Raw genomic sequence first — 17089 nt, forward strand, 5'->3', positions numbered from 1 at the left:
GCCCCGTTTTTGACTGTTTCAGTCGGAATTACCAGCCCCGACCGCATGACCCGCGCCTGAGCAGAACGGCCTGTCCTCGAAAAAGTCGAGAACATCGTCGAAAACGCGGGGCTCCGTCAGGAAAAGCAGGTGACCGTGGCCGGGATACCCGGTGATCGCAACACCACCCAGTTTCTGCGCCAGGGCCTGCGTCTGTGCCAGCGAAAACACCGGGTCCTCAAGGCCCACAAACAGGTGGCTGTTTGCTGCCGCATCAAAGCCCGTGAGGTCCGGCAGGGTCCACCGGCGCAGGTCATCCGTATGGGCGCGGGGTTTGCCTTCATCCGGCATCACGATCTCGTCGAGGCGGTCGTCGATATAGCGCGTTGCGGCAGGGTTATCCCGGTCCGCGCGCCCAAAGAGCAGCGTGCGGTAGTACTCCAGCCAGACCTTGCGCACATCCACCGACCGCGCCCGCAGCGCCGCACCGGCCACATCAACCGCCCCGCGCAGGCCGGTCTGCAACCCGCCGCCCCGCTCAACCGCTGACGACATCAGCGCCACGCGCAGGTCCCCGACGATCAGGGCGGCGGCGTCCAGGACAATCGCCCCACCGGTCGAATATCCCAGCAATCTCAGCTCTTTGTCCGGATACCGGGCTGCAAAATCCGCGATCTCGCGCGCAGCCTCTGCAATATCGAGCGCGGGGTGCACCGGGCGCCCGTCGAGCCCCGGAAAGCGGTAACGCACCAGCGCATAGCCTTCCCGCGTCCAGGCTTCCGCCGGGTCGAAAATGGAAACAGCCGCATGCGCGCCGGGCACCAGCACGGCAACCTTACCGGCCGCTGCAACCGCATCGGCATCAAACAGCAGGTGCCCCTGTTCCGTCACCTCAGTCGTAGGACCGCTGGTCTTCGATCACGACGCCGTCGCGCGGCAGACTGCCGGGCGCGACCACTTCAATAACGCCCTTCATCTTCAGCACCGCAGCCACGCTGTCCGCATAGGCAGCCGGATCACCGCCCGCCGCCTCCAGCCTGACCGTCATCGTGTCCTGCGCACCGTCCCGGCCCGCAATCACCCGCGCGCGTTCGACTTCCGGATGGCGCGCCACCAGCGCCGCCACCTGTTCGGGGCGCACAAACATGCCCTTGATCTTGGTGGTCTGATCCGCGCGGCCCATCCAGCCTTTGATCCGCATGTTTGTCCGCCCGCAGGAACTCTCTCCCGGCAGCACCGCAGAGAGATCACCGGTGGCAAAACGAATGAGCGGATAATCCGGGTTCAGCGATGTGACCACCACCTCGCCCACCTCGCCCGCCGGGACCGGATCGCCCGTGCCCGGGGTCACGATCTCCACGATCACGCCCTCATCGACGATCATCCCCTCCATCGCGGGGCTCTCATAGGCGATGTTGCCCAGATCGGCGGTCGCATAGCATTGCAGACAGGTGATCCCCCGGTCCGCATAATCCTGCCGCATCGCCGGGAAGAGCGCGCCACCACTGACAGCCGCCTTTGTGATGCCTAAGGAAACCCCCATCTCGGCGGCCTTATCGAGGATCACCTTCAGGTAATCGGGCGTGCCCGCATAGGCCGTGGTGCCCACATCCGCCGCCGCCTGCACCTGCAGTTCGGTCTGGCCCGTGCCCGCCGGCAGCACAGCCGCCCCCACCGCCCGTGCACCGTTCTCGAAAATCATACCCGCCGGGGTCAGGTGATAGCCGAAACAATTCTGCACAATGTCATCCGAACCGATCCCCAGCGCATGCAGAAACCGCCCCAGACGCCACCAGTTGTGCGTCACACCACCGGGCTCATAGATCGGCCCGGGCGACTGAAACACATGCGCCACGTTCTGCACCGGAATACCACCAAAGGGCGGCTTTTCCTTCTGCCAGGACGCCAGCGCGGATTTGCGCAGCACCGGCAGCGATACCAGATCGCTCAGTGCATTCAGCGCCACATCGTTGGGCAGACAGTTGTCCTGCGCCGCATGAACCGCCGCCACCTGCCCGCGCAGAGCTTCCAGCTGTGCCGCCTCGCGCGCATCCGCACTACGGGTCTCCAGGTCGTCAAAAAATGTCATGTCTTTCCGCCTTCCGCCTCACAGTCAGACCAGAGTATTGTTTCACGCAGAGGCCTGTCGGCCTTCAGTTTTTCTGCCAGCAGCACTGGATAACCTGCAAGAATTGTTTCCATCATCGTTTCATAGGGCCAGATCTTGTCGCACACAAAAGCGCGGCTGGTCTCTTTGTCACACAGGCCCTCATCATAACAGAATGCAAAGCTTTCGAGGTACTGTGTGTATGGCGTCAACCGGATAATTGTCTGCGTCAGGTGGGTCTCGCTTCTGGCCTCCGCAGGTATCAGAGCCGACGACCGGGCAGCAGCTGTCAGTAATTCGGTTGCCCCTGAAATCACCGTCTCAGAACCGGACTGCTCGACAAAATGCAGAACTGCGCGCTTCTGTTCACGGACAGACAGATCTTCTCTCAGAAAAAGCTCGTTTACAGCCAGCCCAAGACCGCACAACACCGCCGCAGTCTGAATCCAGTCTGTCCAGGCTGACACTTCAGCTCAACCACCGCTTGCGGCGGCGATAGCTGCGTACATCGCGGAAGGACTTGCGCCCCTCTTCGGACATGCCGAGATAGAATTCCTTCACATCCGGGTTCTCGCGCAGCTCTGCGGCAGGGCCGTCCATCACCACGCGCCCCGATTCCAGGATGTAGCCGTAATGCGCAAACCGCAGCGCTACGTTGGTGTTCTGCTCAGCCAGCAGAATTGTCACGCCCTGCTCTTCGTTAATCGACTTCACGATCTCGAAAATCTGCTCCACCAGCTGCGGGGCCAGCCCCATAGACGGCTCATCCAGCAACACAGTCTCGGGCCGCGACATCAGCGCACGACCAATCGCCGTCATCTGCTGCTCGCCACCGCTGGTATACCCCGCCTGGCTTTTGCGCCGCTCTTTCAGGCGCGGGAAATAGGTATAGACCATCTCAAGGTCCTGCTGGATGGCGGCATGGCCATCCTTGCGCGTATAGGCGCCCGTCAGCAGGTTTTCCTCTACCGTCAGGTGCTCGAAACAGTGACGGCCCTCCATCACCTGAACCACACCTGCGCGAACCGTTTCCGCCGGATCGGCGTGATGGATTTCCTGGCCCCGGTACCGCACAGACCCCTTGGTCACCTCGCCCCGCTCCGAGGCCAGCAGCCCGGAAATGGCTTTGAGTGTCGTTGTCTTGCCCGCGCCGTTGCCGCCCAGCAAGGCGGTGATGCCGCCCTTGGGGACATTCAGCGAAACACCCTTCAGCACGAGGATCACGTGATTATAGATCACCTCGATGTTGTTGACCTCCAGCACCGTTTCGGCGGCGGCCTCTGCCTGATGTTGCGCGTCCAGCATGGGGTTTACCCTTCCCGAAATAACTCATGTCTCCGGCGACAGCATGTGCCGCCGCCGGAGGTAACTGCGATCAGTTGCAGTTGCTTGCGATGTTGTTCTCTGCCTTGAACGCGGCAGAGTCCTCGTCGATCAGCGGCTGGATGACGCTCATGTCGGTCGGCGCAAAATCCGCGATTTTCACGAACTCGCCTGCACCGGCATCCCACTGCGTGACGGCAACCATGCCCTCACCACCGTGGTTTTCGCAGGACACCGAGAAGGTCGGACCAAAGTTCGGCAGACCTGCCGCGACCATCACGTCCTCGGTAATTTCCAGAGCTTCCATGCCGTCGCGCATCTGACCGCTGGTGATGTCTGCGACGCCGTGGATCTCCTGCGCCTTTTTCACGGCCTCAGCCGCCAGCATCGCTGCATAGATCCCGCGGTTGTAAGGCACGGTACCCAGCTGATCGCCCGCACCGGCGGCTTTGCCCGTGTCCACAACGTATTTCTGCAGATCGTCGTAAAGCGGGAAGTCATCGCCCACAGCCGTCAGCGCCAGCGCTTTGTAGCCATTGGCCTTGTCGCCCGCCGGGGTCACGTCGATCTCGGCACCGGACCACCAGATACCGATGAAGTTCTCCATCGGGAAACGGATGTTCGCGGCTTCCTGAACGGCCACCTGGTTCATCACGCCCCAGCCGTACATGATCACATTGTCCGGCTTTTCACGGCGGATCTGCAGCCACTGCGACTTCTGCTCCTGGCCCGGGTGATCCACCGCCAGCAGTGTCAGCTCAAAACCATGCTTCTCGCTCAGCTTCTCCAGCGTCCGGATCGGCTCCTTACCATAGGCGGAGTTGTGATAGACCAGCGCGATTTTCTTGCCGGAGATGTCACCGTTGTTCATGTCCAGAATATGGTTCACCGCCGCCGACGCGCCATTCCAGTAGTTGGCCGGATAGTTGAAGACGTGGCTGAACACATCACCGTTCGCGGCCGACGTCCGGCCATAGCCCATCGAGTGGATCGGGATGTCATCCGCTGTCGCTTTGGGGATCAGCTGATACGTGATACCGGTGCTGAGCGGCTGATAAACCAGCGCGCCTTCACCCTTGGTGCTCTCATAGCATTCCACACCTTTTTCGGTGTTGTACCCGGTTTCACATTCCAGAACGCGGGTCATCACGCCGCCGATGCCACCATCGCGCTCATTGAGCAGCGTGAAGTAATCCGCATAGCCATCCGCAAACGGGATGCCACCCGCCGCATAGGGACCTGTGCGATAGCTCAGCGACGGGAACACCAGGTCCGCCATCACCGGGCTTGCCGCCATCAGACCCGCAACGGCCATTGTGCCTAACTTGTATTTCATCGGTAAATCCTCCCTTGGGTTACATCCGATAGTGCCGGTTTTCCGGCTTGTTCCGGCGGGTATTTTCCCGCCTGTCGTTTCGCGGCCCGCCCTAGTGCGGGAAGGGCCACAGTCTCAATTTCTCTTTCGCCAGCCGCCACAGCTGCGCCAGCCCGTGCGGCTCCACGATCAGAAAGATCACAATCAGTCCGCCCACGATAACCAGATTGAGGTGCGCCACAATATCCGTGGGCCAGCCCAGCCAGTCGACGCCGATGATCTTCAACAGAACCGGCAGCAGCACCAGAAACGCCGCCCCCGCAAAAGAGCCGAAAATCGACCCCAGCCCGCCGATGATGATCATAAAGAGCACCAGGAACGACTTGGTGATGCCAAAGGCCTCACCCACTTCCACAGCGCCCAGATAGACCGCAAAGAACAGCGCACCCGAAATGCCCACAAAGAAAGAACTCACCGCAAAGGCCGTGAGCTTGGCACGCAGCGGGTTCACCCCGATGATCTCGGCGGCAATGTCCATGTCCCGGATCGCCATCCACTCACGCCCCACAGACCCGCGCGTCAGGTTGCGCGCAATGACCGCACTGGCAATCGTGAAGATCAGACAGAACAGATAGGTGGCCCAGGCTTCAGTGTTCGGCCCGGTGATCAGAATGCCGAATGTGTCCCGCTCGGGCGCGTTGATCTGACCCGAAGCCGAATAGTTGTAGAACCAGGACACCCGGTTGAACATCCACACCAGGAAAAACTGCGCGGCCAGCGTCGCCACCGCCAGATAAAACCCCTTGATCCGCAGAGAGGGCAGACCAAACAGCACACCCACCGCCGCCGTGATCCCGCCCGCCAGGATCACATGAATAAACATGCTCACCTCCGGAAAGGCGGTCATCAGCTTGTAACAGGCATAGGCGCCCACCGCCATAAACCCGCCCGTCCCCAGGCTCACCTGACCACAGTATCCCACCAGAATGTTCAGCCCGATCGCCGCAATCGAATAGATCAGAAACGGCATGAAAATCGAATTGACCCAGTAGTCATTGATCATGAACGGAATGACAAACACCGCCACAAACAGCACCGCATAATACCGCCAGCGGTCAAACCTTATCGGGAAGGTCTGACTGTCCTGGGGATAGGTGGTGCTGAAATCACCGGCCTCACGATACAGCATGTCTTACGCCCTCCCGCCGGGGCCCACTGCGGCCCCATGTTTCTTCTGGCCCGAAATATCCCGGGGTGCGGGGCAGCGCCCCGCATTAACCATTTCACAGGAAATCACATGATTTCCCAATTCTGCCCCATTTGCTCCGGCACACCTGTCCCCACGAACCGGAGTGGGATGAGTGACGGCAGTACTGAACGAAATAAGGGGCCTTGAGGCACGCCTGGAGCGCGGAGAACTGACACATGCGCAGTTCCTGACCAAACGCGCGGCACTTCTCGACAGTATCGAAGTCGCGGAGACGGAATTCACCGGCACGCCCACTCCCGAAGAACACAGACCCGTACAAACAGGCTCCTCTGCCCTGGTGCTCAGCATCGTGGTCTGCCTTGCGGTCATGACCCTCTGCATCGGCTTCACCCTGCTCTTCCTGCCGGACCTCAACCTGGCACTCACGCTGGGCGTGACGATCCTGGCCGCGCTCAGCGTAACGCTGCTGGTCGCGCCCGAAGACTGATCCGCGCTAAACACGTTCAATGATCTTCTCCCCGAAAAGCCCCTGCGGGCGGAACACCAGAAAGACCAGTGCCAGCATATAGGCAAACCAGTTCTCTGTGGCGCCGCCCAGATAGGGCGCACCGATCAGGAACTCGAACAGCTTCTCGCCCACGCCGATGATCAGCCCGCCGACAATCGCCCCGGGGATCGACGTGAACCCGCCCAGCATCAGCACCGGCAGCGCCTTGAGCGCAATCAGCGACAGCGAGAACTGCACACCTGATTTCGCGCCCCACATGATGCCGGCGACCAGGGCGACAAACCCTGCCAGCGACCACACCAGGATCCAGATAAAGTTCAGCGACACACCCACCGACAGCGCCGCCTGGTGGTCATCGGCCACCGCGCGCATGGCACGGCCCTGTTTGGTGTATTGCGCGAAAATCACCAGCCCCGCCACCAGCAGCGCGGCCACGATGCTCGCCACGATATCCAGGTTGTCGATGAAGAACCCGTAGCCGAAAGCGTTATAAGTGGTCTCGTCAATCCACAGGTTGATGCCCTGCGGCAGCCCGACCTCCAGCGTCTTGATGTCGGACCCCCACATGAGGTCTCCGACCCCTTCCAGGAAATACGCGAGGCCGATGGTTGCCATGAACAGGATGATGGGCTCCTGCCCCACGAGGTAACGGAAGATGAACCGCTGCACGAGCCAGGCCAGCAGCACCATCGCCGCCATGGTCAGAAGGATCGACAGCACCGCGGGCAGGTTCCAGCCGAAATAATGCACCTCGGTGCCGAACACCGCGTTGATCAGATGCGCAAACGGCACCTGCCCGTTCATGATCCCATAGAGCGTCATCGCCGCAAAAAGCGCCATCACGCCCTGGGCAAAGTTGAAAATACCGCTGGCCTTGTAGATCAGCACGAACCCCAGCGCCACAAGCGCATAAAGCACCCCGGCCATCAGCCCGTTGAGAAACACTTCAATGGTCCAGAGAAACTGTTCAGGCATCGGGACTCTCCGCACATGCTGGAATATCAGGGTTCATGCCCGTCGGCTTTCCGCTTTGCATGGAAAAACGGAAATCGTCTCGTCTGGGAATAATTGAGAGCGCCAACGGACGTTCTGAGTGAAAACAACTTCTGAAGATTTCCTGAGGAAATCGTCTTTCGTTTTCGGGAATGATCCGCAACCTGTTTCCTGCGAGGTTCAAATGCAACCACTCGTTTATTGCAAAAGATGCCTTTTCGTTTCTGGCGGGGCCGAATTTCCGGTCGTCCGACTGACAAGCAACGCCAGTGTTTCTGCCCTTGTCCGTTAATTCAACCTGAACAACAAACTCCGTCTCCGGGTCTTGCAGGGTTCCAAAGAGTGTGGTGCAGCTGTCGCAAGATCGTTTCAGCTCCCGCAAAACCACCCAGTCCTCGAAGACGCCAAAGTCACGCGTCTCGTAAAAGCTCAAGCAGTTTTCCAACGCGCGTACAAATACGACAGGTGCGGGTTTATGATCTGCAAGCGCTTGTATCGGCAAAAACAAACCAAAGGTAACCACACCGACCGCCACGCACCGACGTAATACCGACGTTAAACCGACGTGATACCGACGCCCCACCGACGCCCTGAAATCAGTCATGTGAGACCCCCAGATAGGCGTCGATCACGTCCTGATTATTGCGGACTTCATCGGGCGTCCCGTCGCCGATCTTTTTGCCGTAATCCATCACGACCACGCGGTCGCTGAGGTCCATGACCACCCCCATGTCGTGCTCGATCAGCGCAATGGTCGTGCCGAACTCGTCATTCACATCCAGGATAAAGCGGCTCATGTCCTCTTTTTCCTCGACGTTCATGCCCGCCATCGGCTCGTCCAGCAACAACAGGGACGGCTCGGCGGCCAGCGCCCGCGCCAGTTCCACCCGCTTTTTCAGACCATACGGCAGGCGCGACACAGGCGTCTTGCGGATCGCCTGAATTTCCAGAAAATCAATAATCTTTTCAGCGACTTCCCGGTTCTCTGTCTCTTCGGCCTCAGCCGCACCTTTCCACAGCGCCTGGCGCCACAGCCCGGTTTTCATCTGGGTCAGCCGCCCGGTCATTACGTTGTCAAGCACTGACATGCCCTCGAACAGCGCGATGTTCTGAAAGGTTCGCGCAATGCCCTGACGCGCCACCTGATAGGGCTTCATCGCGGGGCGCGGCGCACCCTTGTACCAGACTTCACCCTCCTGCGGGACGTAAAAGCCCGAGATGACGTTGAGCATCGAGGATTTGCCCGCCCCGTTAGGTCCGATGATCGCCCGGATCTCGCCCTCGCGGATATCAAAGGAGATATCCTTGATCGCCTCAACCCCCCGAATCTAAGGGTAATATTGCGCATCTCCATCACGACGCCGCCGATTTTGCGGCCGTCGGCTGTGGTGTATCCTTCGGACTGATCAAGCATATCCGCCCCCTGCGCGCGCAGCCTGCGCGAAATATTAACACTCATCTGCCTATGGTGGTGACGGGAGCAGCCAGAAGGAACAGCACCATGCAGACAGACTGGGAAAGTAACTGTCTCGTGTCCATGGCCACCAGACGCCGCCGCCGTGGTCTCAGCCGCGCGGAAGCTATCCGCGATATCGACATTGCCCTGCGCGGGTTTTCGACCCGTTTCCGCATCGGCCAGGCCGTCCGCAGCGTATACGACCGGCGGGACCGCTTTATCTGAACAGGCCGCAGACCTGCCGCCGGACTGGATCATCGACCTCATTCCGCGGCCATCCGTGTCCCCACCGGGACCACCTTTGCACTTCGCACTTCCAGCGTCGCTGAAATCGACCCCTTGCGACCGTCCTCATAAGTCACTTCCGTGACCGTACTGACCTCTGCCGAGCCATCATAAAGTGCTGCGATAATATCATCGTATTTCTCTTCAATGATCCGCCGGCGCACCTTGCGGGTCCGCGTCAGCTCTCCGTCATCTGCATCAAGCTCTTTGTGCAGCACGACAAACCGGTGCACCTGGCATCCCGACAGCATTTCGTCCTGCGCTACAGAGGCGTTTACCTCCTCAACATGGGCCTGGATGGTATCCATAACTTGCGGGTGGCGCGCCAGTTCCTGATAGGACGCATAACCGATGTTGTTGCGCTCCGCCCAGTTGCCCACCGCCGTCAGGTCAATATTGATGAACGCCGTGCATTCATCGCGCCCGTTCCCGAAAACCACAGCCTCGAGAATATTGGGGAAGAATTTCAGTTTGTTTTCAACATACTTGGGCGCAAAGAGCGACCCATCCGCCATCTGGCCGACGTCCTTGGCGCGGTCGATGATCCGCAGATGGCCGGAGCCTTCCTCGATGAACCCGGCGTCCCCCGTCGCAACCCAGCCTTCGGGGTCCTTGGTGTCTGCCGTGCTCTCTGCGTTTTTGTAGTACTCCACAAATACACCCGGCGAGCGATAAAAAACCTCGCCGTTCTCTGCGATCTTCAGTTCCACGCCCGGGCAGGTTACCCCCACCGTGTCGCTGCGCACCTCGCCATCGGGCTGCGCAGTGATGAACACGGTCGCCTCGGTCTGACCATAAAGCTGTTTCAGGTTGATCCCCAGCGACCGGTAGAAATCAAAGATCTCCGGCCCGATGGCCTCACCGGCGGTATAGCCGACCCGCACCCGGCTGAAGCCAAGCGTATTTTTCAGCGGCCCATAGATGAACAGCTCACCGAGGTTATACTTGAAACGGTCCCACTGGCTGACCGGATTGCCGTCCAGGATGTCCGCGCCCACCTTGCGCGCCTGGGCCATGCAGACGTCAAACAGCCAGCGTTTGAACCGTCCGGCATCTTCCATCCGGATCATCACATTTGTCAGCTGCGTCTCGAAAACGCGCGGTGGCGCGAAATAATAGGTCGGCCCGATCTCGCGCAGGTCCGTGTGCATCGTGTCGGCGCTTTCCGGACAGTTCGTACAGAAACCTGTCCACATGGCCTGCCCCACGGAAAAGATGAAATCACCCACCCAAGCCATCGGCAGATAGGCCAGAATATCATCCGTCTGACGCAGGTCGTCGAATTCCGAGGACGAGCGCGACGTCTCGATCACATTACGGTTGCTCAGCACCACGCCCTTGGGCTTGCCCGTCGTCCCGGACGTGTAAAGCATCACGCAGGTGCTGTTGTATTCCAGCTTTTCCTCGCGACGGCTGATCTCGGGCCGCAGCTCATCGCGCTTGGCCCTGCCCGCGTCCTGCACATGGGTGTACTGGTGCAGTTTGGAATGGTCGTATTTGCGCAGCCCGCGCGGATCGAGATAGATCATCTGCTCGAACTGCGGCAGCTCGGCCTGCACTTCGATCACCTTGTCCACCTGCTCCTGATCGCCGGCGATGACAAAACGCGCGCCGCAATGCCCCAACACGTAAGCCATCTCTTCGGCCACGGCATCCTGATAGAGCGGCACCGGAATGGCGCCGCACATCTGCGCCGCGACCATCGACCAGTACAGGCGTGGCCGGTTCCGTCCGATGATGGCAACGAAATCCCCTTCGGCCACGCCGAGGTCGATCATCCCGAGCGCCAGCGCCTCGACCTCTTCAAGCGTTTCCGCCCAGGTCCACGACTGCCAGATGCCGTATTCTTTTTCACGATAGGCGGGTGCGGCCTGAAACGCCTCAGCGTTTCGGCGCAAAAGAGCAGGAACAGACCCGATCCCACCCGGCTTGCCGGCTGTTTGCTGCACTTCTTGTCCTCCCTGGCGGCCCATTTTTGCGGATCTCACCGTAAAGACAGGCCAGCGCAGTCAGCACGCGCAAACCTCTCTTCCTGCCAGGGAGTTTGGCGCGTGAAACGCTGTCTGTCCAGTAGAGCGGCGAAATTTATTTAACGCCCGTTCAATTAAAAAATACCGGATCCATCAGATCACAGCGCATTTTTAAAACAATGTGTTAGCCCCGGGTCCCACCAGCGGAATTCCGAACGGCGGCATCCAGCACGCGCAGACCGGCCACCAGATCCACTTCTGCGGTGTCTTCCTCAAAGGCATGACTGATTCCCCCGATCGACGGCACGAAGAGCATCGCAACAGGCATCAGGCGCGAAACATTCGTCGCATCATGCAGCGCACCTGACGGCATTCTGCGCCAGCGGTCCGGCGCAACTGTTCCCGCGGCCTGTTCCAGTGCACCACGCAGCGTGCTGTCCATTGCAACAGGATCAAGCCCGAGCAACCGGCCAAACGACACCTGCATGCCAAGGTCACCGGCGGTGGCCTGCGCGGTGTCACGGATAATCTCTTCCATCCGCGCCAGACGATCCTGATCTGCATCCCGCCATTGCATGGAGAACACGGCGCGGCCGGGCACAATGGACGATGCATTGGGGTGCAGGCTGATATGTCCGATGGTCCAGACCGTCTGCGGCGTAACAACATTGCGGAACCGGTAGTTCAGCGTGGTGTTGAACGCAGACACAGCCTGGAACGCATCCTGGCGCAGGTGCATCGGCGTCGTTCCGGCATGGTTCTGCTGGCCGGTGAAGGTGATATTCATATCGCGGATGCCGACAATATCCGTGACCACCCCGATCTGTTCGCCTGCTGTGTCAAGCGCCGGGCCCTGCTCGATATGCATCTCGATAAACCCGCGGAACTGCGCAGAGTCCACCGGGCCGGTCACCAGATGCCGCATCGCACCGCGCGCCTCTGCCAGCGGCATACCGCTGTGATCCTGCAACCCGTCCGCGTCCGCCAGACTGAGCTGACCGGACCAGACCGCGCTGCCGGTGGTCACGCCAAAACGGCCCTCCTCGTCCTGGAACGAGACGACAGAGACCGGCGGGCCACCACTTTCCTTTGCGGCCCGCGCAACTTCGAGCGCAGAGATCACCCCCAGCGCTCCGTCGAGCCATCCGCCTTCGGGCTGGCTGTCACTGTGCGACCCCAGCAACAGCGATGGCCCGTCCGCGAGACCGAAGAGATTTCCCATTTCATCGCAGGCAACCCGCAGACCCGCATCGCGCATGCGCCCGGCAAGCCAGGTGCGGGCCGCGACGTCCGCGTCGGAATAGGCAGGCCGCACAACACCTTTGCCGACACCGCTGGCGCCGAAGCTCCGCAGATGGTGGAGGTCAGCCAGAAATCTTTCGGGGTTCAGCATATGTACGTCACGGCGCGCAGTTACCGCCAGTTCCTGTCAGCAGAATTGAACCAGAAGAGTGCAGGAGGAACCCAGAATGATCAAATACTATTACCCGGACGGCACACATTGCTACCGCGCACTGCATACCACACACGCCGTTTTCCAGAACGCGGAAGGCAAGCTTATTGCCCGCGCGGAAAGGCCCGACCGGAACGGCATGTACGAATTCGAGATTACCGGCTTCGAACTGGTGGAACCGGGTCAGCTCTGTACATGAGGCGTCGCGGTCCTGCTATTCCGCGGCGACCTGTTTTTCCGCTTTCTCGACCCGCACGGCAGAGAATTTGAACTCAGGGATCTTTCCGAAGGGGTCAATCGCGGAGTTGGTCAGAATGTTCGCCGCCGCCTCGACATAGGCGAACGGTACAAAGACCATATCAGGGGCAACGGCACGGTCCTCGCGCGCCATAATCGTGATGCTGCCCCGTTTTGTCGTCAGGGTGACATGGCCGCCGGGGGCAACCCCAAGTTTGCGCAGCGTAGACGGATGCAGCGAGCAGTTGGCCTCCGGCTCCAGCCCGTCCAGCACAGAGGACCGCCGGGTCATGGACCCGGTATGCCAGTGTTCAAGCTGGCGGCCGGTGGTCATGATCATCGGGTATTCGGCGTCCGGTACATCGTCGGGTGCGATTACCGAGGCAGGTGTAAAGCGCGCACGGCCCTCCGGGCGCGGGAAGCCATCGCCGAAGACAACGGCCTGACCCGGATCTTCAGGCGAGAGCGACGGATAGGTAACGGCCGTACCCTGCAGCCGGTCCCAGGTGATATTGTCGAGACTGCGCATGTTGACCGCCATCTCGGCGAAGACGTCACTGGGGTGCGTGTAGGTCCAGTTGAGCCCACAGCGTTTCGCCAGCTCCACCTCAATCCACCAGTCTTCGCGCGCCTCGCCAGGCGGTGCCACCGCGGGCCGCACCATCTGCACCTGACGATTGGTGTTGGACACCGTTCCGGACTTTTCATAAAGCGCCGACGCCGGCAGGATCACATCCGCATAGTTCGCGGTTTCCGTGATGAAAATGTCCTGGACGACCAGGTGATCCAGCTTCGCCAGCGCATCGCGGGCGTGTTCGACATCGGGGTCGGACATTGCGGGGTTTTCGCCCAGCACATACATTGCTTTGATATTGCCGGCGTGCACATCGTCCATGATCTCGGTGACCGTCAAACCTTTCTCGTTCGAGAAATCACCGCTGCCCCAGACTTCGGTAAAGGCGGAACGCACACCATCATCGGTGACCGTCTGATAATCCGGCAGGAACATCGGGATCAGGCCCGCGTCCGAAGCCCCCTGCACGTTGTTCTGGCCCCGCAGCGGATGAAGCCCGGTACCGGGCCGCCCGACATGGCCACACATCAGTGCGAGGCTGATCAGGCAGCGGGAATTGTCCGTGCCGTGAATGTGCTGGCTCACACCCATGCCCCAGAAAATCATAGCGGACTTCGCACCCGCAAACTCACGGGCCACCACGCGCAGGGTTTCCGCATCGATGCCGCAGATCTCGCTCATGGCTTCGGGTGAGAAATCCGCAAGATGCTCTTTCTCGGCGTCCCAGTTCTCGGTGTAGGCGCTGATATACTGCTCGTCGTAGAGCCCTTCCTCGACGATCACATGCATGATCGCGTTCAGCATCGAAACATCCGCGCCGGGGCGGAACTGCAGCATGTGGCTGGCAAAGCGGCGCAGCGCCTGACCACGCGGGTCCATGACAATGAGTTTACCGCCCCGCTTGGTGAACTGCTTAAAGAACGTCGCGGCGACAGGGTGGTTTTCGATCGGGTTGGCTCCGATCACAATCGCCACATCTGCGTTCTCAATCTCGTTGAACGTCGCAGTGACCGCACCGGAGCCTACGTTCTCCATCAGCGCGGCAACAGAAGAAGCGTGGCACAGGCGGGTGCAGTGATCCACGTTGTTGTGTCCGAACCCCTGCCGGATGAACTTCTGGAAGAGGTAAGCTTCCTCGTTGGTGCATTTGGCAGAGCCAAAGCCCGCCACTTCGCGACCGCGGCCTTTCAGGCCGGCGGCTGCTACGTCCAGCGCCTCGTCCCAGGTTGCTTCGCGGAAATGCGTCTGCCAGTTGGCCGGGTCCACGTTCAGACCCTTTTCCGGTGCATCCTCGCGGCGGATCAGCGGTTTTGTCAGGCGGTGCTGGTGATGAATGTAGTCGTAGCCAAAGCGGCCCTTGACGCAAAGGCGCCCCTCGTTTGCGGGCCCGTTGATCCCTTCGACGTATTTAACTTTGCCGTCCTTGACCTTGATCGAAATCTGACAGCCGACACCGCAGAAAGCGCAGACACTCTCGACTTCTTCGTCGTAGTCGCGGCTGTCGCCTGCGCCGGCACCTGGTGTTACCGATGCAGGCATCAGCGCACCCGTCGGGCAGGCCTGCACACATTCACCGCAGGCAACGCAGGTCGACGCCCCCATCGGATCGGCCATATCGAAGGTCGGGTACGCATCATGCCCGCGCCCGGACATACCGATCACATCGTTGACCTGAACCTCGCGGCAGGCACGTACGCAGAGGCCGCACTGGATACAGGCATCCAGATTGACCGACATCGCCACATGGCTGTCGTCGAGCAGCGGAATCCGGCCCTCTTCCAGTTTGGGAAACCGGCTTTCGCTTACGCCGTTCAGCTCGGCCATGTCCCAAAGGTGGCTGGATTTATCGTGGGCTTCGTCCCGTTCCGGCTGGTCCGCGACAAGCATCTCAACAACCATTTTGCGGGCGTTTTCGGCGCGCGCGGAGTTGGTCGTTACAATCATCCCTTCAGAAGGCTCGCGGATGCAGGAGGCTGCAAGCGTACGCTCGCCCTCTATCTCGACCATACAGGCGCGACAGTTGCCGTCTGGCCGGTACCCCGGAGCTGGCTTGTGGCACAGATGCGGGATCACCAGACCACGCCCGTTCGCCACTTCCCAGATCGTCATGCCGGCTTCCGCCGTCACTTCTTCTCCGTCCAGGGTAAACTTTACACCGTCCGCCATTGCGCACACCTCCAGCCTCGTTGCGGCGAGCATACCGCGCAGGTACAGCCCGCGGGAGGGTCAATCCCGACATATCCGCCCTGAATCCCGGCAGATGTGTTTCCCATGCGAAATCCGCGGCACAAATGCGCCCCGCGCGACCCGACCGACGGAAACAGCCGAGCACGGGCCGGAACACCTTTTCAGCCGCCGGTCTCTCCCCTACTAAGGAGGCAAAACACAGGTATTCATGTCCCAGATCACACTGATACGTCACGGCCAGGCCAATTCCGGTGCCACGGATGAGGCGAGTTACGACCGGCTCAGCCCGCTCGGCCACCAGCAGGCGGCCTGGCTGGGCGATCATATGCGGCGCCACCAGCAGCACCATGTGCGGCTCTATACGGGAACGCTCCGGCGGCATGTTGAAACGGCGGCCTCTATGGATACCGGGCTGGAGGCAGTGCGTGATCCGCGGCTGAATGAACTGGAATACCTGACCCTTGCGAGCGCAATGGAGAAGGAGCATGGCGTCCCGTTTCCCATGGATCAGGCCGCGTTTACCGCGCATCTGCCACAGCTTTTCACGGCGTGGCAGAACGATGAAATCAGCGCGGCACCGGAGCGTTTCTCTGACTTTGAAAACAGGGTCGGGACAGCCCTGGCCGAGATCGCTGCGGGCGACGGTCCCGCCCTGGTGGTCACGTCCGGGGGGCTGATCTCGATGGTTATGCGCCAGGTGCTCGGGCTTGATGTGGGGGCCATGGCGCATATGGCGCTGGCCATTTACAACACCTCCCAGCACCAGCTTTTTCCCATTGGCGGCAGGCTCTCGCCGGTGATGTTCAATGCCATTCCTCATCTGGAAGACCCCGGGCGCCATCATGCCCGCACCCACGTTTGAAAGGATCTGACCATGCGTCTGTGGTACGCCCCCCGAACCATCTCTGTCGCCGCCGCAATTGCGCTCGAAGAAGCCGGCCTCGCGCACGAACTGGTCCCGGTCGACACGGCAGGGGGCGAGCAGCATTCTGAAAGCTATCTGAAGCTTAATCCCAAAGGCCGCGTGCCGCTTCTTGCAACAGACGATGGCACGCTGCTCACAGAAACCGGCGCTATTCTGGAATATATCGCGGCATGCGCGCCCGATGCCGGTCTGGTCCCGGCGGATCCGGTTGCCGCCGCTCAGATGCGCAGCGTGATGTATTACATGGCCTCCACCATGCATGTGAATCACGCCCACAACCGGCGGGGACACAGATGGGCGCGCAAACCCGAAAGCTTTGCCGACATGACCGCGATGGTGCCGGAAACAATGGCCGCCAGCGCGGCGTTTTTCCAGAAAGACTGCCTGCAGGGGGATTGGGTTCTGGGTGATACCTTCTCGCTGGCGGATATCTACGCCTTTGTGGTCTGCAGCTGGCTGGAGAGCGATGGTGTTTCGCTTGATGGCTTTCCGGGTATCGCTGCCTTCATCGAACGGATGAGGTCACGCGCCTCTGTGCGGGCCGTTGCCGCAAAAGGGCTGATCTGA

Annotated in this window: 16 protein-coding genes and 1 pseudogene; 5 read left to right on the top strand and 12 right to left on the bottom strand. The window is 60.5% G+C overall.

Annotated features, from left to right (window positions below; all coding sequences use genetic code 11):
- Positions 1-18: 18 nt before the first annotated feature.
- The 6 genes from ACZ1HA_RS15415 to ACZ1HA_RS15440 form a co-directional block, all read right to left on the bottom strand.
- Complete coding sequence (locus tag ACZ1HA_RS15415) at positions 19-870, bottom strand: alpha/beta hydrolase (protein ID WP_472714510.1); 852 nt, start codon at positions 868-870, stop codon at positions 19-21.
- Between the two features lies 1 nt (position 871).
- A complete protein-coding gene (locus ACZ1HA_RS15420; RefSeq protein ID WP_472714511.1) occupies positions 872-2068 on the bottom strand; it encodes a phenylacetate--CoA ligase family protein in 1197 nt (398 codons plus the stop codon).
- Complete coding sequence (locus tag ACZ1HA_RS15425) at positions 2065-2553, bottom strand: hypothetical protein (protein ID WP_472714512.1); 489 nt, start codon at positions 2551-2553, stop codon at positions 2065-2067. The genes ACZ1HA_RS15420 and ACZ1HA_RS15425 overlap by 4 nt, the downstream gene beginning before the upstream one ends.
- Position 2554: 1 nt before the next feature.
- Complete coding sequence (locus tag ACZ1HA_RS15430; RefSeq protein WP_472714513.1) at positions 2555-3391, bottom strand: ABC transporter ATP-binding protein; 837 nt, start codon at positions 3389-3391, stop codon at positions 2555-2557.
- A gap of 70 nt (positions 3392-3461) precedes the next feature.
- Positions 3462-4745: an ABC transporter substrate-binding protein gene (locus ACZ1HA_RS15435; protein ID WP_375229741.1), complete on the bottom strand. Its 1284-nt coding sequence runs from the start codon at positions 4743-4745 to the stop codon at positions 3462-3464.
- Positions 4746-4836: 91 nt separating this feature from the next.
- On the bottom strand, positions 4837-5913 hold the full coding sequence (locus tag ACZ1HA_RS15440; protein ID WP_375229740.1) for a branched-chain amino acid ABC transporter permease: 1077 nt from the start codon (positions 5911-5913) through the stop codon (positions 4837-4839).
- A gap of 172 nt (positions 5914-6085) precedes the next feature.
- Here ACZ1HA_RS15440 and ACZ1HA_RS15445 point away from each other — a divergent pair, with 172 nt between their 5' ends.
- Positions 6086-6421, top strand: coding sequence for an SHOCT domain-containing protein (locus ACZ1HA_RS15445; protein ID WP_375229739.1), 336 nt, complete (start codon positions 6086-6088; stop codon positions 6419-6421).
- 6 nt (positions 6422-6427) lie between these two features.
- Here ACZ1HA_RS15445 and ACZ1HA_RS15450 read toward each other — a convergent pair whose 3' ends face one another.
- The 3 genes and pseudogenes from ACZ1HA_RS15450 to ACZ1HA_RS15460 form a co-directional block, all read right to left on the bottom strand.
- On the bottom strand, positions 6428-7417 hold the full coding sequence (locus tag ACZ1HA_RS15450; protein ID WP_375229738.1) for a branched-chain amino acid ABC transporter permease: 990 nt from the start codon (positions 7415-7417) through the stop codon (positions 6428-6430).
- Positions 7410-8039: a hypothetical protein gene (locus ACZ1HA_RS15455; RefSeq protein ID WP_472714514.1), complete on the bottom strand. Its 630-nt coding sequence runs from the start codon at positions 8037-8039 to the stop codon at positions 7410-7412. Before ACZ1HA_RS15455 ends, ACZ1HA_RS15450 begins: the two co-directional genes overlap by 8 nt.
- A pseudogene (locus tag ACZ1HA_RS15460) lies at positions 8032-8849 on the bottom strand (ABC transporter ATP-binding protein). Before ACZ1HA_RS15460 ends, ACZ1HA_RS15455 begins: the two are co-directional and overlap by 8 nt.
- A gap of 87 nt (positions 8850-8936) precedes the next feature.
- Here ACZ1HA_RS15460 and ACZ1HA_RS15465 point away from each other — a divergent pair.
- Positions 8937-9116, top strand: coding sequence for a hypothetical protein (locus ACZ1HA_RS15465; RefSeq protein ID WP_472714515.1), 180 nt, complete (start codon positions 8937-8939; stop codon positions 9114-9116).
- Positions 9117-9154: 38 nt separating this feature from the next.
- Here ACZ1HA_RS15465 and ACZ1HA_RS15470 read toward each other — a convergent pair whose 3' ends face one another.
- Both ACZ1HA_RS15470 and ACZ1HA_RS15475 read right to left on the bottom strand, forming a co-directional pair.
- Positions 9155-11125 (bottom strand): AMP-binding protein, encoded by a 1971-nt coding sequence (locus ACZ1HA_RS15470; protein WP_472714516.1) that lies wholly within the window; start codon positions 11123-11125, stop codon positions 9155-9157.
- Between the two features lie 205 nt (positions 11126-11330).
- A complete protein-coding gene (locus tag ACZ1HA_RS15475) occupies positions 11331-12539 on the bottom strand; it encodes a Zn-dependent hydrolase (protein ID WP_472714517.1) in 1209 nt (402 codons plus the stop codon).
- Positions 12540-12615: 76 nt separating this feature from the next.
- Here ACZ1HA_RS15475 and ACZ1HA_RS15480 point away from each other — a divergent pair, with 76 nt between their 5' ends.
- Positions 12616-12798, top strand: coding sequence for a hypothetical protein (locus ACZ1HA_RS15480; protein ID WP_375229733.1), 183 nt, complete (start codon positions 12616-12618; stop codon positions 12796-12798).
- Between the two features lie 15 nt (positions 12799-12813).
- Here the strand turns inward: ACZ1HA_RS15480 and fdhF are convergent, their stop codons facing one another.
- Complete coding sequence (gene fdhF / locus ACZ1HA_RS15485; RefSeq protein ID WP_472714518.1) at positions 12814-15576, bottom strand: formate dehydrogenase subunit alpha; 2763 nt, start codon at positions 15574-15576, stop codon at positions 12814-12816.
- A gap of 229 nt (positions 15577-15805) precedes the next feature.
- Between fdhF and ACZ1HA_RS15490 the strand changes: the two genes are divergently transcribed.
- Positions 15806-16459, top strand: coding sequence for a histidine phosphatase family protein (locus ACZ1HA_RS15490; RefSeq protein WP_472714519.1), 654 nt, complete (start codon positions 15806-15808; stop codon positions 16457-16459).
- A 12-nt stretch (positions 16460-16471) separates the two neighbouring features.
- Positions 16472-17089, top strand: coding sequence for a glutathione S-transferase family protein (locus ACZ1HA_RS15495; RefSeq protein ID WP_472714520.1), 618 nt, complete (start codon positions 16472-16474; stop codon positions 17087-17089).

Source organism: Roseobacter sp. S87, assembly GCF_055693285.1.